We start from the raw sequence: 25,900 nt of genomic DNA, 5'->3' as shown, positions 1-25,900 counted from the left end.
CCAAACCTAATTCAAGATTTGGAACTCTAAATTTAAAATTAATTTTTTCCTACATCTCATTCAACATATTTGAAATTTCATCTAACTTAGGTGTTAAAACCACTTCAATCCTACGATTTTTCGCTTTGCCTTCTGCAGTTTCATTGCTAGCAACCGGAGCATGTTCTCCTTTTCCGGCTGCGGTTAAGTTTTGTGGATCGATGTTGTTATTTTTCAACAACAATTTTAAAACTTCGGTAGCGCGCTTAGTTGATAAATCCCAATTATCAGTAAGTTGTCCCGTTCCGCGGTACGGGTCGTCGTCGGTATGTCCTTCAATAGAAACGGCAATATCTGGATTTTGTGCTAGTACTTTTCCTAATTCAGTTACTGCTTTTTTCCCTTCGCTTCCAACAGACCAGCTTCCTGAACTAAACAATAATTTGTTTTCCATAGAAACATATACTTTGCCATCGCGTTGCTCTACACTTAAGCCTTTGCCTTCAAAATTCGTTAAGGCTTTAGACAAGTTTTCGCGTAAATTATTCATTTTTTGTTCTTTATCTGCAATTAAGCCTTCAAGCTCATCGATGCGCTCAGAACGAGAAGCTAAATCTTTTTGAAGCTTTTCTAATCGGGTTTGCTCTTCCGCTAAAGTTTTTTCTTTTTCTTCTAATTCTTTTAATAATTCACGATTTCTTTTTGAGTTTTCAGCCAAAGCAGAAGAGCTATTTTTTTCTAAAGCATCGTAAGATTTAGATAAATTCAAATAATTAGTTTGCATATTGGCATATTCCATACGCAATTCTTCTTCTTTTTCTTTTAGCTGATTGTATTCGCTTTCTAGGTTGGCTAATTTGCTTTTTACATCGCTCAGCTCTGCTTTTGTATCATTATGATTATCTTTTAATTCTTGATAATCGTCTACTAAACGATTGTAATTTCCTTCTAAATCCTTGAATTTTTTCTGACTTACACAAGAAGTAAGCAATACTACTGGAAGCACGATAGCAATAAATAAACGTATTATTTTCATGATTTGTTTTTTAAGTTGAACGGTTTTAAGTTGGGTTTCGTATTTATTTGAGTTCTAAAAGTACAGGACAATGATCGCTGTGTTTGGCTTGATTCAAGATGGCTGTTCGTTTTATTTTATCTTGTAAGTGATTGGCTAATAAATGATAATCCAATCGCCAGCCTTTGTTATTGGCTCTTGCATTGGCACGGTAACTCCACCACGAATAAGCGGTTTCTTCTGGATGTTGCAAACGAAAGGTGTCTGTAAATCCACTTGCTAAAAAGGCTGAAAGCCATTCGCGTTCAACAGGTAAAAATCCAGATACATTTTTGAGTCGAACTGGATCGTGAATGTCTATGGGTTCATGACAAATATTGTAATCGCCACAAATGTTTAAGTTGGGAACTTCTTTGGTTAATTGATTGATGTAGGTTTGAAGATCGTCCATATATTTCAATTTAAAATCTAATCGAGCATCATTTGTTCCCGAAGGCAAATACATGCTCATGATGGAAATCTCTTCAAAATCGGCACGGAGATTTCGCCCTTCTGCATCCATATAATCTATTCCTGTTCCGTACACTATATTTTTAGGTTCAGTTTTGCTGATGATTCCCACACCGCTATAGCCTTTTTTCTGGGCAGAAAACCAATAGCAATACTTGTATCCAATGTCCTCAAAAAGCGAATTGTCTATTTGTTCGGGTTGGGCTTTGGTTTCTTGAAAACAAACCACATCTGCATCGGCTGCTTTCAACCAACTGATCAAATCTTTTTTTAAAGCTGCGCGAATTCCGTTGACGTTGTAGGAAAGTATTTTCATTGAAAAGTATTTGATTTCAAAAGTAATGGAATTTCGCTTTTTTATATTGAAATGAACTTAATTATTCTATAAACTATTTTTGATAGTTAAATCTGAATTACATAAAACGGCTTTAAATATAAATTCAAACCGAACTTATTCCATTCTGGGAAGACTAAAGATGGATGTTTTTGATTGTTGATGAATTTAAATTCCTTGAATAAAAAGTGATCAAGGAAGCATACACCACTATAATTATCAAGTTTAGTTTTAAAATTTGATAATATCAACATTGCTTTTTGAAAAAGCAAAATAATATTAAAAGTGCTTTTAAAAAAAGCATTATATTTGTATATTTGCTTTTTATAAAAGCACTATGGAAGACTTACAATTAGAATTTCAGCAAAAATTATTGGGCGTATCAAAAGATTTTGAGCGTTATTTACTTCAGAATTTAGACTTAAATAATCGACTGATAGCGATAAAAGGAGCTCGCGGTGCAGGCAAAACCACCTTACTTCTGCAATTGGCAAAGTTTCATTTGCCCACCAATAGTAGTTTATATGTAAGCTTAGATCACATTTACTTTTATGATAAAACTTTATTTGAACTTGCAAAAACATTCGAGCTTTTTGGAGGCAAGTTCCTTTTGTTAGATGAAGTACACAAATACCCAAATTGGTCAAGAGAAATAAAACTAATCTACGATACTTTTCCTAATCTAAAAGTAATTTTTACATCATCGTCATTGTTGCAGATATATAAATCTGAATCTGATTTAAGTAGAAGAGCGGTTAGCTATCATTTAAAAGAATTATCATTTAGAGAATTTATTGAATTAGAAACGAAGCAAAAATTACCCTTTTATTCTTTTGAAGATATCCTGAACAACCACCAAAGCATTTCAAATGAATTACTGCAATCCATCAAACCTCTAGCTTTGTTTGACAAATACTTAAAAATCGGTGCATATCCTTATTTTATCGAAAATGAAGATGCTTATTCCCAAAAACTACTAAATACCATCAATTTAGTAATTGAAACGGATATTAATGCGATAGAAGATATGAGTTTTGACACCTTAGTAAGGCTAAAAAAATTACTGATTGCAGTTGCATCAAGTGCGCCATTCACACCAAATATTTCAAAATTGAGTGAAAAAATCGGACTGACCAGAAATAGTCTTGTTCATGCTATAAAAGTACTGTGCAGAGCTAATTTAATGATTGAGCTTTATAAAAACACAAAAGGAATAGGCGTCTTAACCAAACCAGAAAAATTGTACTTACACAACACCAATTTAATGTACACATTAGCTAAAGTAAACACGAATGTGGGTAACATAAGAGAAACCTTTTTTTTAAATCAATTTACAGATGTGCACCAAGTTCATTTATCACAGCAAGCCGATTTCCTCATCAACCAAAAATATACTTTTGAAATTGGTGGTAAAAGCAAAACCCGAAAACAGATTTCGGGAGTTTCAGACGCGTACATTGCAAAAGATGGAATTGAAATTGGCTTTGGGAATGTAATTCCTATTTGGCTTTTTGGCTTTATGTATTGATGAAAGCTGCTTTCTAAAAAGAAATTTTACTTACACTTTCCACAAAAGAAATTACATTTTTAAGTGCAGAAATGCATTTAATCGCATTTCTTAGCTTCTTTTGCAAAATAATCTAACCCAGCTTTAGTTTATTTGATATGCGGGAGTGGCTTTTGGTGTTTGTATTGGGATGTTTAACTTGGGGTGTTCAAGCTCAAGAACAAACCTATGTGACCAAAAAACTCGCTACAAAAGACAGTATTGTACTGGATTCCGTGAGCATCAGCAGCTTGAATTTTAAAGTGCAAAAACTCAATTTAGATACTATTCCAGTTTCAGCTTATCATGCTGACTTTATGAAGGCTATTTTGCTACCTTCTAAACAACTTCAACAAGAAAACGACTCACTTGTTGTAAGTTACACGCGTTTTCCCAGCTTTTTAACCAAAACTTACAAAAACCTAGACGAGCATATTATTTTGCCTGCAAATGCTTCGGAAGAAAATTTATACAGTCTACAACAAAGTAACGTAAAAAAAGAATTTGTTCCATTTGATGGACTGAACACCAGCGGAAGTATTTCACGTGGAATCCGCGTTGGTAACAATCAAAATGCGGTAGTAAACTCCGAATTGGATTTGCAAATTTCAGGTAACTTATCGGATGATGTTACACTGCGTGCTTCCATTAAAGACGCCAATGTTCCCACACAAGAAGGTGGATATTCACAACGTTTGAATGAATTTGACCAAGTGTTTATTGAATTGGAAGGGAAAAATTGGGGCATCCGAGCCGGCGATATCGATTTGATGGAAACCAAGTCCTTTTTTGCCAGTTACACCAAAAAAGTACAAGGATTATTGGTTTCTACACAATTTGGAAATGAGAATTACCAAGCTGAAGCTTACGTGTCTGGTGCCTTGGTTCGTGGTGTGTTTACCAGAAGTGAGTTAGTGGGTCAAGAAGGTAATCAAGGTCCGTATAAACTTCGCGGACCCAACGGCGAATTGTTTGTACTGATTATTTCGGGAAGTGAAGCAGTGTTTGTTAACGGAGTTCGCTTAAAACGGGGTGAAGCCGAAGATTACATTATCGATTACAATGCAGGTGAAATTATTTTTAACTCCACTTTTCCTATTTCTTCTGAAATGCGAATCGTGGTGGAATACCAATATGCCGACCAGAATTTCTCACGAATCATCGCTACCGCAGGTGGAAGTTATGCTACTAAAAAATTGCAAATCAGCAGTTTTGTTTTCAATGAAAGTGATTTAAAAAATCAGCCTTTGCGCCAAAATTTAACCGATGAACAAGTACAGGTGTTGCAAGAAGCCGGAGACGACCAAGAGCAAATGTTAGCACCCAGTGCAGTTGAAAGTGAGTTTTCTGAAAACCGGGTTTTGTACCGAAAAGAAACCTTCAACGGAACGGAAATTTTTGTGTTTTCCACTGATCCAGAAGATGAATTGTTTAGTGTTCGGTTTTCCAATGTGGGTGCCAACCAAGGAAATTATGTGGTGAGTAGCACAGAAAACATCAGCCGTGTTTTTGAATATGTGCCACCCATCAACGGTGTTCCGCAAGGCGATTTTGAGCCGGTTACTCAACTGTTTGCTCCCACTTTATTGCAAATAGGTGTGGTGCAAGCGGCATATCAAAATGGAGATTTTTCACAAATCAATGGCGAATTGGCGGTAAGTAACAACGACTTAAACACTTTTTCCAAAATAGATAATGAAGACAATCAAGGTACAGCAGCTAAAATTCAAACCAAACAACGCCTTACCAAAGAGGAAGCCAAATGGAATCTCGATTATTTGGGAAACATCGATTACATCGGAAAAAACTACACCAGCATAGAACGCTTGTATAATGTAGAATTTCAAAGGGATTGGAATATTTTTGAACCCGCTGGAAATCAATTGTATGTAGACACAGGTTTCCAATTGCAAAATGCCGAGAAGGGGCAAGTTCAATATCAATTTCAGCATTTGGATTTTAGCGAAAGTTTCACCGGAAACCGTCAAGTCCTTTCAGCAGCGGTTCAACTTGATAAATTGCGGTTGAATGGAGCAGGAAGTTATTTAAAATCTGAAGGAAGGGTTTTGGATTCAGAATTTTCGCGTTCGCATATTTTTGGCATTTACGACTTCGGAAAATACTGGGCAGGTGCCAAATTTGCGCACGAAGACAACCAAGAAAACCAAGTAGAAACCAATGAGTTTACCATCAACACCCAAGCTTTTAAAAGTTACGAAGTATTTACAGGAGTAGGAGATAGCACCAAGGTTTTTGTAGAAGTAGGCTACCGTTACAGAGAAAATGACAGTTTACGCAGCAATCAGTTGAAGCGGGTAAATAACTCTAATAATTTTTACGTCAATTCTACTTTGGTCAATTCAGCCAGCAGCAAGCTTTCTATTTTTGCCAGCTACCGAAATCTGAATAACTTAGATGAAAATGTTGAAGATGAAAACACCTTGAATTCACGTGTGGTATACAACCAATTTTTATTTGATAGAAAACTAAATTTCACCACTTCTTATGAAACCAATAGCGGAAGCATTGCACAACAGGAATTCACGTATTTGGAAGTAAATCCTGGCGACGGCCAGTACGTTTGGATAGATTATAATGAAAACGGAGTTCAGGAATTAGACGAATTTGAAATTGCTCAATTTCCAGGTGAAGCCGATTATGTGCGGGTTTTGCTACCCAATCAAGTTTTTATTCGCACCAACCAAAACCGATTTAGCCAACAAATTACCGCTAATTTTCGTTCTTGGGCAGGAAAAGAAGGCATCAAAAAATTAATCAGTAAATTCTTCAATCAAACTTCTTATTTAATAGATCGCAAAGTGGCTAGAGATGGGAATTTACTCAATTTGAATCCGTTTAGTGCCAATGGTGCAGACGAGCTAGGTTTGAATGTTAATTTCAGAAACACCTTGTTTTTTAATCGTGGAAAACAGCGTTACACTACTTCGTACACCTACATTTCATCTCAGGCTCGGAATTTGCTTTCCATCGGTTTGCAGGACAACAATACCGAAAGTCATCAGCTTAATTTTATACATAAAATGAAAGACACTTGGCTGATTACTTTGAAGAATCAATTGAATACATCGGAGAGTTTTTCTGAAAATTTTGAAAACCGAAATTTCCTACTCGAAGGTTTCAGCATCAATCCAAAACTATCTTATTTACTAAGCGGAAACACCCGTTTTGATGCCTTTGTAGAATATGCCATTCAGGAAAATCAATTACAAGGTCAAGAACAATTAAACCAACGTAAATTAGGAACTTCCTTTACCTTCAACAAAGGTCAAGAATACAGTATAAACGGGGAATTCAACTTTATTCAAAATGAATTTGAAGGCAGTACTTTTACCCCTGTTGCCTACCAAATGATGGAAGGTTTGCAACCCGATAACAACTTTACTTGGTCATTATTTGTTCAGAAAAAAATAACCAAATTTTTAGATTTAAACCTTTCCTACTTCGGTCGAAAAAGTGAAGGAACAAGAGCAATTCATACCGGAAACGTACAGTTGAGAGCTTATTTTTAAAAGGCGTTTAATTTTATACCTAAATTAAACTGAAAATTACTATTTCCGTTTTTTCCTCCAAAACGAACGTTTCCAAAAGCTTGATTATTTAGAGTTCTAACAAAAATGGAAATGTTTGCACGATCTTTTTTAGTAATAATGTAACTCAAAGTTATACCGCCTTGAAAAAGCCGAAAAAATTCCTGAGCAATTGCTTCTGATTCGGAAATTCCTAAAACAGGATTAAAGTCTTGAAAATCTTGATCCTGTAAACTTATGTTTAAGACCCCAAAATTGGCATTGGCTTCAATAAAAAAATCACCTATAGAATACAACTGAGCAATATTATTTATAGTTAAGGCAGAAGCAGTATAATAAGGAGAGCCAACTGCATAACTAAAGGAATTTTCTTGACTATGAAAAGCAGACTGAAATCCAAATCCAATTTGAAAATATTCATGCCAGCTTGTACTAGCAGCTAAAGAAAAACCAATGGATGTTTTATCTACAAATTCTGAACCCAAAACACTAAACTCAAATGAACCTTTAGATCGCTCTTCTTGTCCAATACTAAATTGATAAAACACTAAAATAGTCAAAACGAGCAAAAGCGTTTTTTTCATAATTGAATATTTTGACAAAATATAGTAATAACCGTGCCAAATTAATCTAAAAAAACCACACTCAAAAGGTGTGGCTTAGGGGTTCATAAATAAGTAGTATAGCGGTGGCTATTTTTTTATTTTATAAAGGTAAAAATTTATTTGTTGTTAGTTGAATGTTAGTATTTATTATTAAGTCGAAAAAAACAATTTGAATAATATTTTTTAATTAAATTTGAATATGAACCTACAGGACAAACATATCAAAAAATTAAAGAATCTTTGTGATACATATCATGTAGAAAAAATGTATCTATTTGGTTCTGCTCTTACTCCTAACTTTAATGCTAAAAGTGATCTTGACTTTTTGGTAAGGTTTAAACAAATTGATTTAGCTGAATATTTTGATAATTATATAGATCTCAAAGAAAATTTAAAAGAATTATTTGGTCGAGAAATTGATTTGGTTGAAGAACAAACCTTACGAAATCCAATTCTAATTAATTCAATTGATAAAAATAAAGAGCTTGTTTATGGATGAGAAGATTCACAAGTGGTTGTATGATATTAAATTTGCAATTGAAGAGATAGATGGATATTTTGATAATAAACAAAAAGACTTTTTTCAATATCGTAAGAATATCATGCTTAAAAGAGCTATCGAAAGAAATCTTGAAATAATCGGGGAAGCAATGAATAGAATATTGAAAAGAGATACTTCGTTTGAAAATAAAATCGCTAATGCAAAATCAATTATCGGACTCAGAAATCAGGTTATACATGCTTATGATACTATTTCTGATGAGAATATTTGGTCGGTTTTAATTATTCACCTTCCAAAATTGAAATCCGAGATTAACAAGTTAATTGAAGATGAATAACAAAGACTAACTAACAATGCCTAAAAATCAATCTTCCAAAACCACTCGCGTCACGCGTTGTGAAATTCGGGTAATCAATTCGTAAGGAATGCTTTGTTTTTCTTTGTCAAAGTCTAAAGCGGTATGCGCTTTACCAAATACCAAGACTTCATCGCCTTCTTGACATTCGATTTCGGTTACATCTACCATCATAGTATCCATACAAACATTGCCAACAATCGGTGCTTTTTTCCCACGTATAAGCACTTCTGCTTTTTGGTTCCCGTAGGTGCGGGAAATTCCATCTGCATAACCCAAAGGCAAAGTGGCTATTTTGGAAGTTTTTTCAGCCTTGAATTTTCTGTCGTAACCTACGCTGGCACCTTTGGGAATTTCCCTTAATTGAGCGATTCGAGTTTTTAAACTAGCAACGATTTGCAATTCCTTTTGTTCTTCAGGATTGTTTCCATATCCGTACAAAGCAATGCCGGCTCGTACCATATCGAAAGCGGCTTCTGGATGACTTAAAATTCCGCTAGAATTGCACAAATGGGCTATGAAATTAGGATTTACATTTTTCCGAAATGCTTCAACTACACCGGTAAACTTGTTGATTTGTGCTTGTGTAAAATCATCTTCAGAAGGCATTCCCGCAGAAGATAAATGCGAAAAAACACCTTCTAATTTAAAGTAATTACCAGAAGTTAATTCATTTTGTAATTCATCTACATCTTTCAAATCGAAGCCCAAGCGATTCATTCCGGTATTTATTTTTATATGAATCGGGAAGTTGTTAATATCTTCTTCAACTAAAGCCGTTTTTAGCTTTCTCAAAAAATGAAAATTGTACACACTCGGAATCAGGTTGTATTCCAATAATTTAGGCAAATCTTCCAATTGCGGATAAAACACCAAAATAGGAACTTCAATTCCGCGTCGTCTAAAGCGCATACCTTCTTCAATATAAGCAACGGCTAGGTGAGTTGCGCCTAAATCAACTAGTTTTTTTCCAATTGTAATCGAATCGGTACCATAAGCGAAAGCCTTGACTACACCCATAATTTGGGTTTGCTCGGGCAGCTTTTGGGCAAGAAGTTGGTAATTGTGTGTAAGCGCTTTTAGGTCAATTTCTAAGCGCGTTTCATCAACCTTTGGCATGGAAGTTATTTTTTGTTTCTGTTGGCTCTTTTTTGATTTGTTCGGCTTGTTTTTGCACACGCATTGCTTTAAAAAAAGCGGCTCGGCTCAACGGTTCATACTCGTCTGTTTCGCCTAACAAAACCAAGTCGTCTTTGGTAGATTTCCGAAAACTGTACTGCGCCAAATTTCCAGTATGTGTACAAACCGCGTGCACTTTAGTTACATATTCTGCCGTAGCCATTAAATTAGGCATGGGACCAAACGGATTTCCTTTAAAATCCATATCCAATCCCGCTACAATTACACGGATGCCTTGGTTGGCTAAATCGTTGCACACCGAAACAATTTCATCATCAAAAAATTGGGCTTCATCGATGCCTACCACATCGCAGCCATCAGCTAATAATCGAATGTTTGCCGCCGCAGGAACAGGTGTAGACCGAATGGCATTTTCATCGTGAGAAACCACATCTTCATCGTCGTAACGGCGGTCAATTTCGGGCTTAAAAATCTCGATGCGTTGTTTGGCAAACTGCGCTCGCTTTAGGCGGCGAATCAGTTCTTCGGTTTTTCCTGAGAACATACTGCCGCAGATAACTTCTATCCAGCCAAATTGTTCTTCGTGATTTACTGTATTTTCAAGAAACATTTTGTGTATTAAAACGGTATAATAATTCGTAGATTTGTGCCAAGTAATGCGTAAAATTACTAAAAAATAAAAGCGGAGAAAAAACTAAATCATAAAGTTATGAAGAAAGTATTAGAAGGCGAATTAACCAGCCTTGCCCACAGCATTTTAAAATCGAAAGGCGATAATGTGCACGAACTAAAAGAAAAAGCGGGCTTACTTTACGAAAAACTTTGTGTGCTTTCCTTTGCTGAAAAACATTTTGCAGGCAAGCAACCCAATATTGGTAAAGCGGCATTTAAAAGTGCTTTTGAAATGGATTTAGATGAAGTTATTACGCCAGATGAAACCACACCAAAACCTGAAAAAGAAAGCTTACCAGTTGAAAAATCGGAAACTAAAGAAAATGCTTCAACTGAAAACCTAGCACCTGAAAAATCCATTTCAGAAGAAGAGGAATCAACTCAAATTGAAGCTGCTGAAGAAAAGGAAGAAAATTCAACTCCAACAGAAGCCATTTCAACTGAAAAGCAAGCTACTTTTCAACCCAAAACACATGGCTTAAGCGAAGAAGATTTTGGCGTTCATTTTGACGAATTGCCCGACTTTGAACCCGCACCAGAAAAAGCTTCAACTCAAAAACCTGCCGAAGAAGTAAACCAACCCAGCAAAGAAGAAGCTAAATCTAAGGAAGTTTCAACAGAAGAAACAACGGAGAGAGTTTCAGATGTAACTGAAGACGCATCTATTGAAAATAAAGATGAATCGGAAGAACCAAATACCGAAGAAGAAAAGCCAAAACCACAACGGACTATGGATTTGTTTTCACAAGACAAAAAATCCTTGAACGATCAGCTTAAAACGGAATTGAAAATCGGTTTGAACGACCGTTTGGCATTTACCAAAAAACTTTTTGATGGAAATATTGAAGCCTACAATAGAGTAATGGCAAAAATGAGTGAGTTTTCTAGTTTTCAAGAAGCTAAAACCTATTTAACTACTCAAGTAAAACCCAACTATGCTTGGGAAGAACACGAAGCTGTGAAACAACGTTTTTTGGAGATTTTGGAAGCTAAATTAGGATAAGATTTGTATTTTCATGGCATGGAAAAATCTTCTCCTTTCGTAATTTACAATGCATCCGCCGGTTCGGGTAAGACCTTTACGCTTACCGTAGATTATTTGTCTATTTTACTACTGGCCAAAGATCCTTTTGCTTTTCAGCGGGTGTTGGCCATTACGTTTACCAACAAAGCCGTTGGCGAAATGAAATCGCGTGTGCTAGAACACCTGATTGCATTTAGCAAAACCGAAATTCCCGATGACAAAAAAGCGCTGTACGAACAAGTAAAAGCAAAAACGCAATTAACCGATGAAGCGATTTCGGAAAAAGCAGGTCAGATTTTGAAACACTTGCTTGCCAATTACGCCGCTTTTGAAATTTCTACTATCGATGCCTTTACGCAGCGCATCATTCGTACGTTTGCTAAAGATTTGGGGCTGACCAACAATTTTGAAATTGAATTGGAAACTCAGGTTATTTTAGAAGAAGCCGTAGACAGAGTAATCGATAAAGCCGGAGAAGACGAGCAACTCACTCAGGTTTTAGTAGATTTTGCTTTGGAAAAAACCGAAGAAGACAAAAGTGGAAACATCAGCAAAGATGTGTTTGAAGCTTCAAAATTATTACTGAAAGAACAAGATGCTGAACCTATTGCGGCATTGCAAGCGCTTCGATTAAGTGCCTTTATAAAACATAAAAAAGCGCTTAAACAAAAAGAAAAAGACTTGCTGAAAAAACTTAATGATATCGGCAAAGGTTTTTTTGAATTACTTGAAAATCATCAAATTGAAGCAAGTAGTTTTACACGTGGTAGCATTCCAAAGTATTTTGAAAAATTAAATAATGAAAACCCAAGCCTTTCGTTCAATACCAAATGGCAAGATGAAATTGAAACCACTGCCTTTTACAACAAAAGCACAGCTGAAGACCAAAAAGCAAGCATAGATGCGCTTCGAGATGAAATTGTTCAACTTTACAAACAGTCCAAGCAAACCTATTTTGAACACAACTACACCCAAAAAATTAAAAGTTATATCACTCAACTTTCGTTGCTGAATGTGGTTCAACAAGAGTTGGCAGACATTAAAACCGAACGCAATTTGGTGTTGATATCCGATTTCAACAAAAAGATAAGCGAACAAGTAAAACAGCAACCCGCGCCATTTATTTATGAACGATTGGGCGAACGTTTTCAGCATTATTTTATCGACGAATTTCAGGATACGTCTAGCATGCAATGGGAAAATTTGATTCCTTTGGTGGAAGAAGCTTTGGTAATAGCACATCCCGAATATGGCCATGGCAGCTTGAGTTTAATCGGCGATGCCAAGCAATCCATTTACGCTTGGCGTGGTGGCGATGCGCAACAATTCATCAATTTAAGCAATGGCCAAACGCCGTTTCCTATTGAAGTTACTGCAAAAAGTTTGGATTACAATTACCGTAGTGAACAAGAAATCATACAATTCAACAATGCTTTTTTTGAATTTGTTGCCGCTTCAATTGAAGTTCCAGAAGTGCAAGCATTATATAGCCAAGCTGCTCAAAAATCACCCAAAAAAGAACAATTGGGTAAAGTAAGCATCGATTTTTCTCCGATTCAAAACGCCGAAGAAGCCTTGGAAGTTTTTCCGCAGAAAGTAGTGCGTTGTATTCAAACCCGAATGGCTTCAAATGAAGTACAATACAAAGATTTTTGTGTGTTAGTGAGGAAGAAAAAACAGGGAATTGCCGTGGCTAAAGCTTTAAATGAAGTACAAATTCCTATTATTTCATCTGAAACTTTATTGATTTCCAACAGCAAAGAAGTCCAGTTTTTAATCGCTTTGTTGAAGTGTTTAGAAAACGAAAACAACCAAGAAGAAGCTTACCTATTATTGGATTATTTGTTAAATGAAAGGCAATTTAGTACCACTGAAAAACACAACTTTTTAGCGGAAGCTTTTCAACAAAAAAACATTTGGAACAGCATAGCCGAATTGGGTTTTGCGTTTTCCCCACTGAAATGTGCAGCTTTGCCCATATACGATGCAGTGGAATATACCATTCATTGTTTTTTAGATTTGGAAAAAGCAGATGCCTATTTGCAGTTTTTCTTAGATGAAGTCTTTGCGTTTTCCAACAAACAAGCTGGCGATTTGCAAAGCTTTCTGGTGTATTGGGAACGGGTTCAAGATAATAAAAGCATAAGCGCACCCGAAGGTGAAAATGCAGTGCAAATCATGACCATTCATAAGAGTAAAGGTTTGCAGTTTTCCATTGTGTTGTTTCCTTTTGCCACCGAAAAAATGGACGATACCAATCTTGAAAAATTTTGGATTCCCACAGAAAACCCAGAAATGCCTTTTGTGTTGGCAAGCGGAAAATCGACCATTTACAAGGAACTCGATCAAGAAAAAGCAAAGATTTATACCGAACTAAAAAACAAAACGACCTTTAATTCTATTAATTTACTTTATGTCGCTTTGACGCGAGCTGCTAAGGAAATGTATATTTTTAGTGCATACAAGGAAAACAAAAATGGAATTGGATTTGTGGAAAATTCCTATTCCGCTATGTTTTATGAATTTTTGCAAGTTCGTGGAGATTGGGAAGAAGACAAATTTCAATACCATTTTGGAAATGACTTTATATTTCCAGCTCCGACAGAAACAGCTAAGCATAATTTGCAATTGCAATTCAACAGACCCAATACCCATTTAAGCTTGCTCACCAATGCAGCAAATTTGTTTAATGACGAGCTTCAATTAGCGATAGAACGCGGAAATATTCTGCACGAACTCATGGCAAACATCAAAGGCAAAGCCGATGTATTACTAGCTTTAAACAAAGGCATTTTAGCCGGTTGGATTGCCAAAGACGAAGCTCAACTCTATCAGGATTGGCTTCAACAAATCACCATGCATCCTGACTTAACGGCTTATTTTGAAACCGATTGGCAAATTTTAAATGAACAAGAAATCGCTTATCAGCAGCAACTTTTTAGGCCTGACCGAATTTGCTTAAAAGGAAAAACAGCGGTTATTATCGACTACAAAACCGGAAGTCCGAACGCCAACCACCAGCAGCAAATCAAAACCTATCAAATTGCCGTTGAGGCTTTGGGTTATCAGGTAGAAAAAACATTCTTGGTGTATTTAAATGATAATTTGGAAGTGGTGGAGGTGTAATAAAGCCTTGTCTATAATCCACTGTATATGTGATTTTTAGAAAAGGTCTATTCATACATTATTACAGAAATCAATCTTATTTCATTATCTAATATTTCATTCTAAATATACCCATTAGAAGGTATTCCGCAGACTTTCATAAACAGTTATATTTGCTGTCTTGTTGCTATAATCTCGTTTAGGCTTCATCCTTACCAACTATTTTGGCTTCATCTTTAGACCAATACTACAAAATCCCTTTATTGCAAGGGATTTTGTTATTTGTAACCGATATTTGCCCAAAATTTTGGCTTTGAAAAAAGACTTATACATCAACGGATTTGCTTCTGTTTCTGCTTTAGGGATATCGGCAAGCGAAGTCTGGGAAGCTTACCAAAATCCACGAGCTTATTTCAAACGAAGAAAACATGTAGAAAAGGAATATTGGGTGAGTCCAGTATCAGCTAAAGTGAAAGTTGAAGCAGAGTTGCTTAAAAGCGAAAAAAAAACATATCAATACCTAGATGAAAGTGTGTTATTTGCCATTTTAGCATCAAGAAAATTAAAAAAAAACCTCGCTAAATCTTCAGATTTTCCATTAAACAATACAGGAGTAAATTTGGGTTCTTCCCGTGGTGCGACTCAATTATTTGAACAGCATCATCAAGAATTTTTAGAAACAGGAAGTGTAGCTAGCCGAACTTCTCCCACAACCACACTTGGTAATTTATCTTCTTGGGTTGCACAAGATTTAGGAACATCAGGTGCTGTAATTTCGCATTCCATTACTTGCTCAACGGCTTTGCATGGAATTTTGAATGCTGCTGCATGGCTACAATCTGGAATGGCTACAAGTTTTATAGTTGGTGGCACCGAAGCACCTTTAACTCCGTTTACACTAGCTCAACTAGAAGCCTTGAAATTATACTCAAACCTTAATGAGAAATTTCCTTGCCATAGTTTAAACTTCAATAAACAAAGTAACACTTTGGTTTTGGGCGAAGCGGCCAGTGTTTTCGCACTTTCTACTCAATCTGAAAATGCAGTAGCTCGAATTTCTGGTTTAGGATTTGCAAACGAGCAAATTAAACATAGTATTGCTATTTCTTCGGATGCAAAATGCTTTCAAGATTCAATGAAAATGGCTCTTACCGATGCTCGTTTAAAACAAGTTGATGCCATTATAATGCATGCCCCAGGAACCATAAAAGGCGATGAAGCTGAATTAAATGCCATTCAAAACGTATTTGAAAAAACACCATTTTTAACCACCAACAAATGGAAAATAGGCCACACGTATGCTGCATCCGGAGCCATGAGTTTAGAGTTAGCTTTGCTCATGCTTCAACATCAGGAATGTATACCTAATCCGTTTTATAAAAATGCTGAAATTCCACAAGAAATCAATCATATTATGGTTAATGCGGTTGGTTTTGGCGGAAATGCTGTCAGCTTGATAATTAGTAAATTATAAATTCTTCAAGAGAATAATTTCAAATTCAATTTAATAAACTACATCTTTTATTACTTTTGAAACATACAATATTGAATCACATGCAAAGACACGACTGGACAAAAGAAGAGATTTTAGAGATTTACAATCAACCTTTAATGGATTTGCTGTACCAAGCAGCAAGCGTTCATCGAGTAGAACACAATCCAAATCAAGTACAAGTTTCTACTTTACTTTCTATAAAAACGGGTGGTTGCCCAGAAGACTGTGGCTATTGCCCACAAGCAGCGCGTTACCATACCGATATAGAAGGAAACGATTTAATGAGTGTTAGCCAAGTAAAAGCACAGGCTTTACGTGCAAAATCATCAGGAAGCTCTAGAGTTTGTATGGGTGCAGCTTGGCGAAATGTGAAAGATGGTGAAGAATTTGAGCAAGTTCTAGAAATGGTGCGTACCATCAATAAACTAGATATGGAAGTATGTTGTACGCTAGGGATGATTACCGAAAACCAAGCTAAACGCTTAGCGGAAGCAGGTTTGTATGCCTACAACCATAATTTAGATTCATCTGAAGAATATTACAAAGAAGTAATTTCTACACGCGGTTACGAAGACCGTTTGGAAACCTTAAGCAATGTTAGAAAAACCAATGTTACCGTATGTAGCGGTGGAATAATTGGTATGGGTGAAAATCTTGAAGACCGAGCAGGCATGTTGGTAGCTTTGTCTAGTTTAAACCCGCAACCTGAATCTGTTCCAATTAATGCGTTAGTTCCTGTTGAAGGAACTCCATTAGCCGAACAAGAGCGTGTTTCCATTTGGGAAATGGTTCGTATGGTTGCTACTACAAGAATTGTAATGCCCCAAACTCAAGTTCGTCTTTCTGCTGGGCGTACAGATATGAGTAGAGAAGGACAAGCATTGTGCTTTTTCGCCGGAGCAAATTCTATTTTTGCTGGAGATAAATTGTTAACTACACCTAACCCTGATGTAAACGAAGACATGGAGTTGTTTAAGCTTTTAGGCCTAGAACCGATGAAGCCTTTTACTAAAAAGTCTCAACCCAAAACAGTAGATGCTGATCAATCTGAATACAAACCCTTGGGCGAAAAACCAAAATGGACTAGACCAGGGCATACAATCGATAGAAATTTGGAAGCAAAGGAAAAAGCAAAAGCAGCAAAGACCAAGGTTTAAGTTGTTTTTGAAAGCAAAAAAACTGCTTTAGGAACATTGTAGTTAAATCAAATTTTCTTTTTGTATTTTTGTGGAGTTGTTTAAGTGAAACTTAAGTGATTAAACATGAATTAAATGAGCAAAACATTGAATTTAACTGAAATTCCACGTGTAAAATCAATTTCTAGTGTTGATTTTGTTGAGCGTTTCGTAAAACCACAGAAACCTGTGGTTATTGAAGGCTTGACCAATAACTGGAAAGCTTTCGATCTTTGGAGATTTGATTATTTCAAAGAAATTGCTGGTAATGTAGAGGTTCCTTTATACGATAATCGCCCTATTAGTCATAAAAATAAATTCAACGAGCCACATGCTAAAATGAAACTCGAAGAATATATTGATTTGCTAAAATCAGAGAAAACATCTTATCGAATATTTCTTTTCAATTTAATTAAAGAAGTTCCTGAATTGCAGAATCACTTTGAAGCACCCAAACTAGGAATTAAGTTTTTAAAAGACTTACCCTTCTTGTTTTTTGGTGCAAAAGATTCCAAAGTGTTCATGCATTACGATATCGATTTTGCCAATATTTTACATGTTCATTTTGAAGGTAAAAAACGCTGTATTTTGTTTCCACCTTCTGAAACCAAATACCTATATAAAGTACCTAATTCTTTAGTTACGCTAAACGAGATTGATTTTGATAATCCTGATTTTGAACGTTTTCCTGCCTTGCAACATGCACAAGGTATGGTAACTGAATTAAATCATGGCGATACGCTTTATATGCCAGAAGGTTACTGGCATCACATGCATTATTTAACGCCAGGATTTTCGATGAGTTTACGTGCCATACCTAGAAGCGCTATGAACATCGGCAAAGCGGTTTACAATTTAGCCGTTATGCGAAATGTAGAAAATTTAATGCGCAAACTCCGTGGTGATGCTTGGATGAAATACAAGGAAAAACTAGCCATAGAACGCACTAACCGACTTGCAGGCAAGCAGTAAATCTTTAAGCTTCAACTTTTTTGAACTTACAAAACGTAAAATTCTGAATGGAGCCAGATGGCGTTTCGTGGTTGTGGTTTATGCATTCAACTTTTTCGAAACCTTCTTGAAATTGAGCCGTTAAAGCTTCTTTTGAATATTGTTTGATTTCAATTCCGCTGCATTTTTTTGGGCCGTTTTCAGAAAAAGTTCCTATAATTAAGTGGCCTTTTGGCTTCACATGTTGTTTTGTAGATTTTACGTAGTTTGAAACTTCAACTTCATCTGTCAGAAAATGAAAAGCAGCTCGGTCATGCCAAACATCATATTTTTCTTCGGCTTGAAATCGAGCCACATCAGCTACTACCCATTCCACTTTTTGAGCTTCATCGCCTAATCGGTGTTTTGCTTTTTCAATGGCCTTTTCAGAAATATCGAGCACCGTGATGTTTTCAAAACCAGCGGCTAACAAATGATCTACCAAAAAACTATCGCCACCACCCATATCGATTATACTAGCCGATTTTGGAAGTTGTAAAGCTTCAATAAACGCTAAAGAAGTTTCAGGTTTTGGTTGATACCAACTCACTTCTTTCAATTCTTTGGTTTCGTAGATATGGTTCCAGTGTTTTTCTCTGTTTAAATCTTCCAATTTGTTCAATTTTATGTGCGATTAAAAAGCTTGTTCTAATTGATTTAATATTCGTATACCACTTGTTCATCCCAGCCTTCAATTTGTAATGGGATTTCGTTTTGCCCTTCAATTTGAAAAGCTGTTAAATCGAATGAAATGTCAACTTCAAAAGAGGCTGCACAGTCTTGATTATTGATCAATTCCATTTTTACTGCTCTCTGTAAAGGGAAAACAGCATAAAATGCATCTGTGCTATACAAATACACTTCCCAAGGTTCAGGGTCGCATCCGCTAGCGCCAAAACGTATTTCCAAACAATCATCGTTTATTTGAGCATCTATGATGGTGTAGTTGGATGTTTCAATGGAACTAAAATCTGCTTCTTCAAGAATTTCAGCTACATCATCGCATTCGTTTGCAGTTGGAGGATTAGGCTGATCATCATTCGAGCAAGAAATAAGAAGCATTCCCAAAAAAGCAAATAACAAAATTATCTTTTTCATAGGTTTAAGAATTTGCAAGTATAATATGCTAATGTACAAAATACTTAGTGACCCTAAGAAAATGCTCTACCTACTTATGTTTTGCATAATTAGCATTAGTACTTTTTTGAGAAGCTTGATTTATTGTCAATCAGAATTTAGTCAACAAATGTTTCTTTTATAATGCTCTTGCAATTCGCAATTTCAGATTTCGTTAATCGGTCAAATCTCCTAAGAATTCGAGTTTTGTCAATTGTTCTAATTTGGTCAATCGCAATCATTCCATTTTTTCCGTTATGGCTAACTTCAATTCTTGTTGGATACTTTTTTAGGTTTGTTGTCATTGGAGCCACAACAATAGTCCTTAGATACTTATTAATTTCATTAGGCGATACAACTACACAAGGGCGAGTTTTTTTGATTTCGCTTCCAATTGTTGGGTCTAAATTTACGAGTACAATTGAATATTGTTTTAGTTCCATTCGTCAAAATTTTCATCATCAAAAACGTCGTCAAATAATAATTTATCATCATCATTCGCATTCATTTCCTTAAATGCTTTTTCCCAATTTTTTCTAGGAGTATCAATTGGTTTTAGAATAATTTGACCTTTTTCTAAAATCATTTCTACTTTGTCTTTAATGTTGTACTTCTCCAAAACAGTTTTACTTAAACGTAATCCTTTAGAATTTCCAATTTTTATAATGGCAGTTTCCATAGCAATTTAATTGTAATTACAAAGTAACAACATTAGTTTTATTCAGCAAAGTTTTTTGTGTTAATGACTACTAATTTCTAAACATCATCATAATCAATGATGATTCGATTGGAAATAGGATGCGCTTGACAAGTTAAAATTAAGCCTTCTTCAATTTCTTCATCGGTTAAAATTTGGTTTTTTCGCATTTTGGCTTGACCTTCAACTACCTTAGCTACACAACTGCTGCAAATTCCACCTTGGCAAGAATAGGGAGCATCGATGTCTTTTTCTAATGCAGCATCTAAAATTACATCCTGTTGATTCATGCTAAATGTGTAGCTTTCATCATCTACACGGATTTCTATTTCAGAAAAACCTTCTTTAGCCACATCTTCTCCTTCTTCGGTGGTATGAAATAATTCAAACGCAATTTGGTCTTCATTTACTTCATTTTCCAGCAAAACTTCTTGTGCGTGGTTAATCATTTCTTCTGGTCCGCATAATAAAAATTGTGCAAATCCGACACCAGCATATTTATTTTTCAGCACATAATTAATAGTTGCACGCTCAATTCTGCCAAAAGTCGCCCCTTCGGCTTGTTTTCTACTATATATATAATCTACAAACAAATGTTCGGGATGTTGTTTTTGTAGGTTCAGCAGTTCTTCCAAAAACATGGTTTCTTCTGGCGAACGATTTCCGTAAACCAACACAAATTTGTTTTTCCCTTCTTTTAAAACCTGCTTGATCATGGAAAGCATCGGGGTAATTCCGCTACCTGCAGCAAAAGCGCAATAGGTATCTGCGTTTTCAGCAGGTTGTAACAAAAAGTTTCCTTCGGGTGGAAAAACAGCTAAAGCATCGCCTACTTTTAAAGTTCGGTTGACATAGGTAGAAAATACGCCGCCTTCTAATTCTTTTACTGCAACGGCCAATTCTTCTGAAGGTGAAGAACAAATGGAATAGGAACGGCGAACCTTTTCACCATCAATAGTAGTTTCTAAATTGAGGTATTGTCCAGGCTGAAAAGTAAACTCCTGTTGAAGGGTTTCTGGCACATCAAATATAATTTTCACTGCTTTTTCAGTTGCTCTCTGAATATCTTTTATATGAAGTGAATAAGCTTTACTCATGTTTAATTTTTCGGCAAAAATAACAGCTTTTGCAACTTTGTATTCCATTTTATTAAAAAAATAAAGATTATTCAACACAAATAATCTGCAAAGCTTAATAATAAAACAAAGAGTTGATAGTTCTACCTGAAAGTAATATTATTGTATTTCTAATAATACCCAATTTCAAAACCATTTATGCGTATATTCATTATTTGCTTTGCCTTGTGTTTAAGCAGCTTTACCGCACTGGCACAACATAAAAATAAATCAGCAACCGCTAATCGTGTTGATGATTACATCATTTATCATCAGGTTTTTGAAAATCAATTTGAGTTGGCTTTAAAAGATTATTTGCATAGCATTCAAATCGATTCACTTTGGCAAAAAAAATTGAGTGAAAACCGTTTGAAAAACACAGTAGATGAAGCACGGATGTTAGCTGCTTTAGACAGTGTTCAATTTCAAGTTGATGATGATTTGCTTAAACAAAGAATTGAACAACTGAACAAAAAAACACCATTTAACATAGAATACACTAACAGCTTAGCTAGTGTAATTGGTTTTTATTTGAAGCGCGACCCTGAAACGACACAGCAACTTATCGAATTGAGTCATTTTTATTTTCCTTTATTTGAAGAAGTTTTTGATCGGTATGACATTCCATTAGAAATGAAATATTTAGCTGTGGTAGAATCGGCTTTAAACCCGAGAGCAAAATCGCCAGTTGGTGCTACTGGAATTTGGCAATTTATGTATCCTACCGGAAAAATGTTTGATTTGGAAGTGAGCAGTTATGTAGACGAACGCATGGATCCCGTAAAATCTACCGAAGCCGCTGCAAAATATTTAAAAAAGTTATACGGAATTTTTGACGATTGGGATTTGGCTTTAGCTGCTTACAATTCGGGACCTGGAAATGTTAACAAAGCCATCCGCAGAAGTGGTGGGAAAACCAACTACTGGGAAATCAGACGTTATTTGCCTAGAGAAACTGCGGGCTATGTTCCATCTTTTCAGGCAGTCATGTATTTATTTGAGTATGCAGAAGATCACGGTTTTTCGAATCATATTCCGAAGGAAAGCTATTTTACAACAGACACTATACAAACTAAAGGTTTATTGGAATTAAAAGAAGTAGCTAATTACCTAAACATGGACGAAGAATGGTTAGGTTTTTTGAATCCGAGTTACAAAATAGGGATTGTTCCAGACGATGCCAAACGAAATTATTACTTGCGTTTACCGAGACCACAGGCAGGTGTTTTTGTAAGTAATGAAGATGAAATTTACGGTTACCAAGCCTATCAAATTGCGGTAGAAGAAAAACAGATGCCGGCTTACGTAAAAACATCAGATCAAATTACTTATCGAGTTCGTTCGGGCGATTTCTTAGGAAGCATAGCCAATCGATATGGCGTACGCGTAAGCTACATTAAACGATGGAATAATTTGCGCTCAGACCGACTGAGAATTGGTCAACGTTTGCGGATTCAACCTAAGAACTTATCGGCTGTTGCTTCAGCAGGCACCAAACAAAATACAAACAAAGATGCAGCAGCTAAAGCTGAAAACACTTCCGATACAAACAAAGAATTTCAAACTTATGTAGTACAACAAGGCGATTCGCTGTGGAAAATTGCACGTAAGTTTCCGCAGGTCAGTATTAAGGAAATCAAAGAAAAAAACCAGCTAAAAAGCATTCGACTACATCCGGGAATGGAGTTGAAAATCTAGACTCTTAGACATTTTTTGTAATAGAATTATTTTTTAGCAAATTCTATAAGTGATTCAATATTACCTTGATCAGCTTTTTTCAAAGCATCAATGTATTGTTTTCTGGTTGTATTTGCCTTAACCATGTTAGACTTTTGCCAAGTAAAAGGTTCTTTTTTATAGACAGAATCCATAATTATATCTGCTAAAAGCCTAGAATGTCTCCCGTTTCCATTCGGAAAACAATGTATAGAAACTAGCCTATGCTTAAACCGAATTGCAACTTCTTCTGCCGGCATTTTTGTTTCTTCAATCCAAAACCTGGTATCGTCCAAAAGTTTTATTAATTCTATACCAATTTGCGTCCATTCTACTCCTATATTCTTGTCGGATTTTCTAAAATGTCCTGCCCAACTCCATACTTCGCCATACATTTTCTTGTGAAAAGCTTTAATAAAGGTTTCAGTTAGTATTTTTTCAGCTTTCAAATTGGCGTGAATAGACCATTCCACAGCCTTTTCAATATTTAATTGTTCAAATTCGTTAAGCTCACCTTGAGTAGTTATCGATTTTATTTTGAGTCCTTCTTTTTCGTCTTCATCTAAAGGAGTTTGGCCATCGATGTATTGTAGTTTTAATCCCATATCGACTTTCTTACTTCCCTTTTTATTTCAAAAGCTAATTCTTGAATGGTTTTGTTGATCTTTTCATCTTGAATAGCTTGGTCTTCCAATTTCATGTTTTGGTGAGTTCTTGAAACTATATTCTTAGCTAACTTATCTGCTTTGTCTTGTATGAGTTGGTCTATATTTTCATTTTTAGGAACCAAAGCATAAACCAATTTTAAATCCATTGCGTTGGCTACTTCTTTAAGTGTATTTAGTGAAATTGTCCCTTTTGCTTCACTTTTTTCTATTCTACTAACACCTTGTCTAGTTATATTTAATTTATTACCTAACTGAGCTAAAGTCATATTCAAGGTCGTACGAATTGCATTGACCCAACCACGTTCAGGAACCGTAACTGATTTTGCTCTTGTAAATGGTTTCAATTTTTGATCAAGCTGTTCAATTAAAAGACTTCTCTTGTTTCTCATCATGTGTCATCTTAAATGTTTACATTTTTGATAATAAGTAAACATGTAAATATACAAATATACTAAAATGTAAACATATATAGTTACAAAAATTCACTGATTTAATTTGAACATAGCTAGTATTCGTCCTTTCTTTTATATTTATTGAACTTGAAAATAATTTTGACAACCTGAAAATCTTTACTTTCATTAAAATCCAAATTTTTTAGAGCTTGTTCCTAATTTGCAAACCAATTTCTGACAATTGTTAAAAAACACATTTTTTGCTACAAATTATTTTAGCAGCTAAGCATTCAATCTAAAATAGAAAAGGAGTTTGTTTGAATGGTGTATTAAATCCATAGCCCATGGTTTAAAATATAGGCTATTAAAATAAAATTGAAATAAAACCGATTTCAATAGTTTTAAAAATCAATAAATATTACCCTTTCCAATTATCACGAAGCGTAACGGTGCGGTTAAATACCAAATTTTCTGCTGATGAATCTCGATCTACACAAAAATATCCTATGCGTTGAAATTGAAAAGCTTCTTCGACCTTTGCTTCTTTTAAACTTGGTTCTACGTAGGCCGTAATTACTTCTAAGGAATCAGGGTTTACAAAATCTAAAAAGTCTTTTTCTTTGTCTTCCGTTGGGTCTTCTACACTAAATAAACGATCGTATAAACGCACTTCTGCTGGCACCGCATGTGGAACGGAAACCCAATGCAAAGTTCCTTTTACTTTTCGTTTAGAAGCTTCTGTACCGCTGCCGCTTTTGCTTTCTTCATCGTAAGTGCAATGCACTTCTATAATGTTTCCTGCTTCATCTTTTATGGCTTTTTCCGCTTTGATGATGTAGGCATTCTTTAAACGGACTTCCTTGTCTAATTTCAATCTAAAAAACTTACGGTTGGCTTCTTCTCTAAAGTCTTCTTTTTCGATATAAATTTCACGAGAAAAGGGAACTTGACGTTCTCCAGCATCTTCAGGATTGCCTGCTTGTTCAGCAGGCAGGTTTTCTGCCGTTAACCATTCTTCTTTTCCTTCTGGATAATTGGTAATGACTACTTTTAAGGGATCTAAAACGCCCATTACTCTAGGTGCGGTTTTATTTAAATCTTCTCTTGCACAAAATTCCAAATGCGAAAGATCGATTCTGTTTTCACGTTTTCCAATACCAATGCTATCGGCAAAATTTCTAATGGAAGTAGGAGTGTAGCCTCTGCGACGTAAGCCAGAAATAGTAGGCATTCTAGGATCGTCCCAACTTTGTACAATTCCTTTTTCAACTAAATGAGCCAATTTGCGCTTACTTACCACTGTATGGCTTAGGTTTCTTCTAGCAAATTCTCTTTGTTTGGGTGGAAATTCACCAGGCTTACAAACTTTATCGATAAACCAATTGTACAATTCGCGGTGAGGCAGAAATTCTAACGTACAAAACGAGTGCGAAATTTGTTCAATAAAATCTGATTCTCCATGCGCCCAATCGTACATTGGGTAAATGTTCCAATCCTTTCCTGTACGGTGATGCGCTTTGTGCAAACAGCGATACATCACTGGGTCGCGCATTAGCATATTGGGAGAAGCCATGTCTATTTTAGCACGAACTACGTGCTCTTTTTCTCTGGTTTCTCCATTCTTCATGGCTTCAAATAAAGTCAAGTTTTCTGCTACACTTCGTTCTCTAAACGGGCTTGCTTCACCGGGTTGAGATGGCGTTCCTTTTTGTGACGCAATTTCTTCAGAAGTTTGGCTGTCTACATAAGCATCGCCATTTTTAATGAGTTCAACTGTCCAATCATACAATTGTTGAAAATAATCGGAGGCGTAACATTCTTTCGCCCATTTAAAGCCTAGCCATTCTACATCAGCTTTTATTGAATCTACAAACTCCTTTTCTTCTTTGATAGGGTTGGTATCATCAAAGCGTAGATTAACAGGTGCATTGTATTTTAAACCCAAACCAAAATTCAGGCAAATGGAAGAAGCATGACCAATGTGTAAATACCCATTGGGTTCAGGCGGAAAACGAAATTTCAATTGATCTTTTGTGTACCCGTTTTGTAAATCTTCTTCTATAATTTGCTCAATAAAATTGAGTGATTTTTTCTCTGCTGACATAAGCTTGTATTAAGCTGCGAATTTACTGATTTTCTACTTCATCTTGGTCAATGCAGAAAAAGAAATACAGAGTGAAGTCCAAAACTTCGAATAGCTA

At 35.7% G+C, this 25,900-nt stretch carries 23 protein-coding genes; 10 read left to right on the top strand and 13 right to left on the bottom strand.

Annotation, left to right across the window (positions count from 1 at the left end; genetic code table 11):
• Positions 1-49: 49 nt before the first annotated feature.
• Positions 50-1,015, bottom strand: a complete 966-nt coding sequence (locus tag IEV72_RS07155; protein ID WP_188458413.1) for an OmpA/MotB family protein — start codon at positions 1,013-1,015, stop codon at positions 50-52.
• A gap of 43 nt (positions 1,016-1,058) precedes the next feature.
• Positions 1,059-1,820 (bottom strand): exodeoxyribonuclease III, encoded by a 762-nt coding sequence (locus IEV72_RS07150; protein WP_188458412.1) that lies wholly within the window; start codon positions 1,818-1,820, stop codon positions 1,059-1,061.
• A gap of 355 nt (positions 1,821-2,175) precedes the next feature.
• Between IEV72_RS07150 and IEV72_RS07145 the strand changes: the two genes are divergently transcribed.
• Together IEV72_RS07145 and IEV72_RS07140 are read left to right on the top strand one after the other, a co-directional pair.
• Complete coding sequence (locus tag IEV72_RS07145; RefSeq protein ID WP_188458411.1) at positions 2,176-3,366, top strand: ATP-binding protein; 1,191 nt, start codon at positions 2,176-2,178, stop codon at positions 3,364-3,366.
• 137 nt (positions 3,367-3,503) lie between these two features.
• Positions 3,504-6,914 carry a DUF8818 domain-containing protein gene (locus tag IEV72_RS07140; protein WP_188458410.1) on the top strand — a complete coding sequence of 1,137 codons (3,411 nt, stop codon included), beginning with the start codon at positions 3,504-3,506 and terminating at the stop codon, positions 6,912-6,914.
• Here IEV72_RS07140 and IEV72_RS07135 read toward each other — a convergent pair.
• Positions 6,911-7,516: a hypothetical protein gene (locus tag IEV72_RS07135; protein WP_188458409.1), complete on the bottom strand. Its 606-nt coding sequence runs from the start codon at positions 7,514-7,516 to the stop codon at positions 6,911-6,913. The two genes, IEV72_RS07140 and IEV72_RS07135, sit on opposite strands and share 4 nt — an antisense overlap.
• A gap of 220 nt (positions 7,517-7,736) precedes the next feature.
• Between IEV72_RS07135 and IEV72_RS07130 the strand changes: the two genes are divergently transcribed.
• The gene (locus tag IEV72_RS07130) at positions 7,737-8,036 is read left to right on the top strand and encodes a nucleotidyltransferase family protein (RefSeq protein WP_188458408.1); all 300 of its coding nucleotides are present in this window, start codon (positions 7,737-7,739) and stop codon (positions 8,034-8,036) included.
• Positions 8,029-8,376: a HepT-like ribonuclease domain-containing protein gene (locus IEV72_RS07125; RefSeq protein ID WP_188458407.1), complete on the top strand. Its 348-nt coding sequence runs from the start codon at positions 8,029-8,031 to the stop codon at positions 8,374-8,376. Before IEV72_RS07130 ends, IEV72_RS07125 begins: the two co-directional genes overlap by 8 nt.
• Positions 8,377-8,403: 27 nt before the next feature.
• On the opposite strand, the gene alr is transcribed toward IEV72_RS07125, so the two are convergent.
• Both alr and IEV72_RS07115 read right to left on the bottom strand, forming a co-directional pair.
• Positions 8,404-9,513 (bottom strand): alanine racemase, encoded by a 1,110-nt coding sequence (gene alr / locus IEV72_RS07120; RefSeq protein ID WP_188458406.1) that lies wholly within the window; start codon positions 9,511-9,513, stop codon positions 8,404-8,406.
• On the bottom strand, positions 9,500-10,144 hold the full coding sequence (locus tag IEV72_RS07115) for a thymidine kinase (RefSeq protein WP_188458405.1): 645 nt from the start codon (positions 10,142-10,144) through the stop codon (positions 9,500-9,502). The genes alr and IEV72_RS07115 overlap by 14 nt, the downstream gene beginning before the upstream one ends.
• Positions 10,145-10,243: 99 nt before the next feature.
• Between IEV72_RS07115 and IEV72_RS07110 the strand changes: the two genes are divergently transcribed.
• The 5 genes from IEV72_RS07110 to IEV72_RS07090 all read left to right on the top strand — a co-directional run bounded on the left by IEV72_RS07110 (position 10,244) and on the right by IEV72_RS07090 (position 17,977).
• Positions 10,244-11,209 carry a DUF8457 domain-containing protein gene (locus tag IEV72_RS07110; RefSeq protein ID WP_188458404.1) on the top strand — a complete coding sequence of 322 codons (966 nt, stop codon included), beginning with the start codon at positions 10,244-10,246 and terminating at the stop codon, positions 11,207-11,209.
• An 18-nt stretch (positions 11,210-11,227) separates the two neighbouring features.
• Positions 11,228-14,356 (top strand): UvrD-helicase domain-containing protein, encoded by a 3,129-nt coding sequence (locus tag IEV72_RS07105; protein ID WP_188458403.1) that lies wholly within the window; start codon positions 11,228-11,230, stop codon positions 14,354-14,356.
• Positions 14,357-14,648: 292 nt separating this feature from the next.
• Complete coding sequence (locus tag IEV72_RS07100) at positions 14,649-15,809, top strand: beta-ketoacyl synthase N-terminal-like domain-containing protein (RefSeq protein ID WP_188458402.1); 1,161 nt, start codon at positions 14,649-14,651, stop codon at positions 15,807-15,809.
• 80 nt (positions 15,810-15,889) lie between these two features.
• Entirely contained in the window at positions 15,890-16,987 is a 1,098-nt protein-coding gene (bioB, locus tag IEV72_RS07095; RefSeq protein ID WP_188458401.1) for a biotin synthase BioB, read from the top strand.
• A gap of 114 nt (positions 16,988-17,101) precedes the next feature.
• Positions 17,102-17,977, top strand: a complete 876-nt coding sequence (locus tag IEV72_RS07090) for a cupin-like domain-containing protein (RefSeq protein ID WP_188458400.1) — start codon at positions 17,102-17,104, stop codon at positions 17,975-17,977.
• Positions 17,978-17,981: 4 nt separating this feature from the next.
• Here IEV72_RS07090 and IEV72_RS07085 read toward each other — a convergent pair whose 3' ends face one another.
• The 5 genes from IEV72_RS07085 to IEV72_RS07065 form a co-directional block, all read right to left on the bottom strand.
• Complete coding sequence (locus tag IEV72_RS07085; protein WP_188458399.1) at positions 17,982-18,608, bottom strand: class I SAM-dependent methyltransferase; 627 nt, start codon at positions 18,606-18,608, stop codon at positions 17,982-17,984.
• A gap of 44 nt (positions 18,609-18,652) precedes the next feature.
• Positions 18,653-19,093 (bottom strand): hypothetical protein, encoded by a 441-nt coding sequence (locus IEV72_RS07080; protein WP_188458398.1) that lies wholly within the window; start codon positions 19,091-19,093, stop codon positions 18,653-18,655.
• A 137-nt stretch (positions 19,094-19,230) separates the two neighbouring features.
• Positions 19,231-19,554: a type II toxin-antitoxin system PemK/MazF family toxin gene (locus tag IEV72_RS07075; RefSeq protein ID WP_188458397.1), complete on the bottom strand. Its 324-nt coding sequence runs from the start codon at positions 19,552-19,554 to the stop codon at positions 19,231-19,233.
• Positions 19,545-19,790, bottom strand: a complete 246-nt coding sequence (locus IEV72_RS07070) for an AbrB/MazE/SpoVT family DNA-binding domain-containing protein (protein ID WP_188458396.1) — start codon at positions 19,788-19,790, stop codon at positions 19,545-19,547. The genes IEV72_RS07075 and IEV72_RS07070 overlap by 10 nt, the downstream gene beginning before the upstream one ends.
• 77 nt (positions 19,791-19,867) lie before the next feature.
• Complete coding sequence (locus IEV72_RS07065; protein ID WP_308420165.1) at positions 19,868-20,953, bottom strand: ferredoxin--NADP reductase; 1,086 nt, start codon at positions 20,951-20,953, stop codon at positions 19,868-19,870.
• A 129-nt stretch (positions 20,954-21,082) separates the two neighbouring features.
• Here IEV72_RS07065 and IEV72_RS07060 point away from each other — a divergent pair, with 129 nt between their 5' ends.
• Entirely contained in the window at positions 21,083-22,621 is a 1,539-nt protein-coding gene (locus IEV72_RS07060; protein ID WP_188458395.1) for a lytic transglycosylase domain-containing protein, read from the top strand.
• Positions 22,622-22,647: 26 nt separating this feature from the next.
• On the opposite strand, the gene IEV72_RS07055 is transcribed toward IEV72_RS07060, so the two are convergent.
• The 3 genes from IEV72_RS07055 to IEV72_RS07045 form a co-directional block, all read right to left on the bottom strand.
• The gene (locus tag IEV72_RS07055; protein ID WP_188458394.1) at positions 22,648-23,244 is read right to left on the bottom strand and encodes a mobile mystery protein B; all 597 of its coding nucleotides are present in this window, start codon (positions 23,242-23,244) and stop codon (positions 22,648-22,650) included.
• Entirely contained in the window at positions 23,235-23,696 is a 462-nt protein-coding gene (locus IEV72_RS07050; RefSeq protein WP_188458440.1) for a mobile mystery protein A, read from the bottom strand. Before IEV72_RS07050 ends, IEV72_RS07055 begins: the two co-directional genes overlap by 10 nt.
• Before the next feature lie 421 nt (positions 23,697-24,117).
• Entirely contained in the window at positions 24,118-25,803 is a 1,686-nt protein-coding gene (locus IEV72_RS07045; RefSeq protein WP_188458393.1) for a glutamine--tRNA ligase/YqeY domain fusion protein, read from the bottom strand.
• Positions 25,804-25,900: the final 97 nt, after the last annotated feature.

Origin of the sequence: Psychroflexus planctonicus (genome assembly GCF_014640195.1) — a bacterium.
In the GTDB taxonomy this organism is placed as follows: domain Bacteria; phylum Bacteroidota; class Bacteroidia; order Flavobacteriales; family Flavobacteriaceae; genus Psychroflexus; species Psychroflexus planctonicus.
Note: the sequence above shows the minus strand (reverse complement) of the source record. Positions and strands in the feature narration are given on the sequence as shown.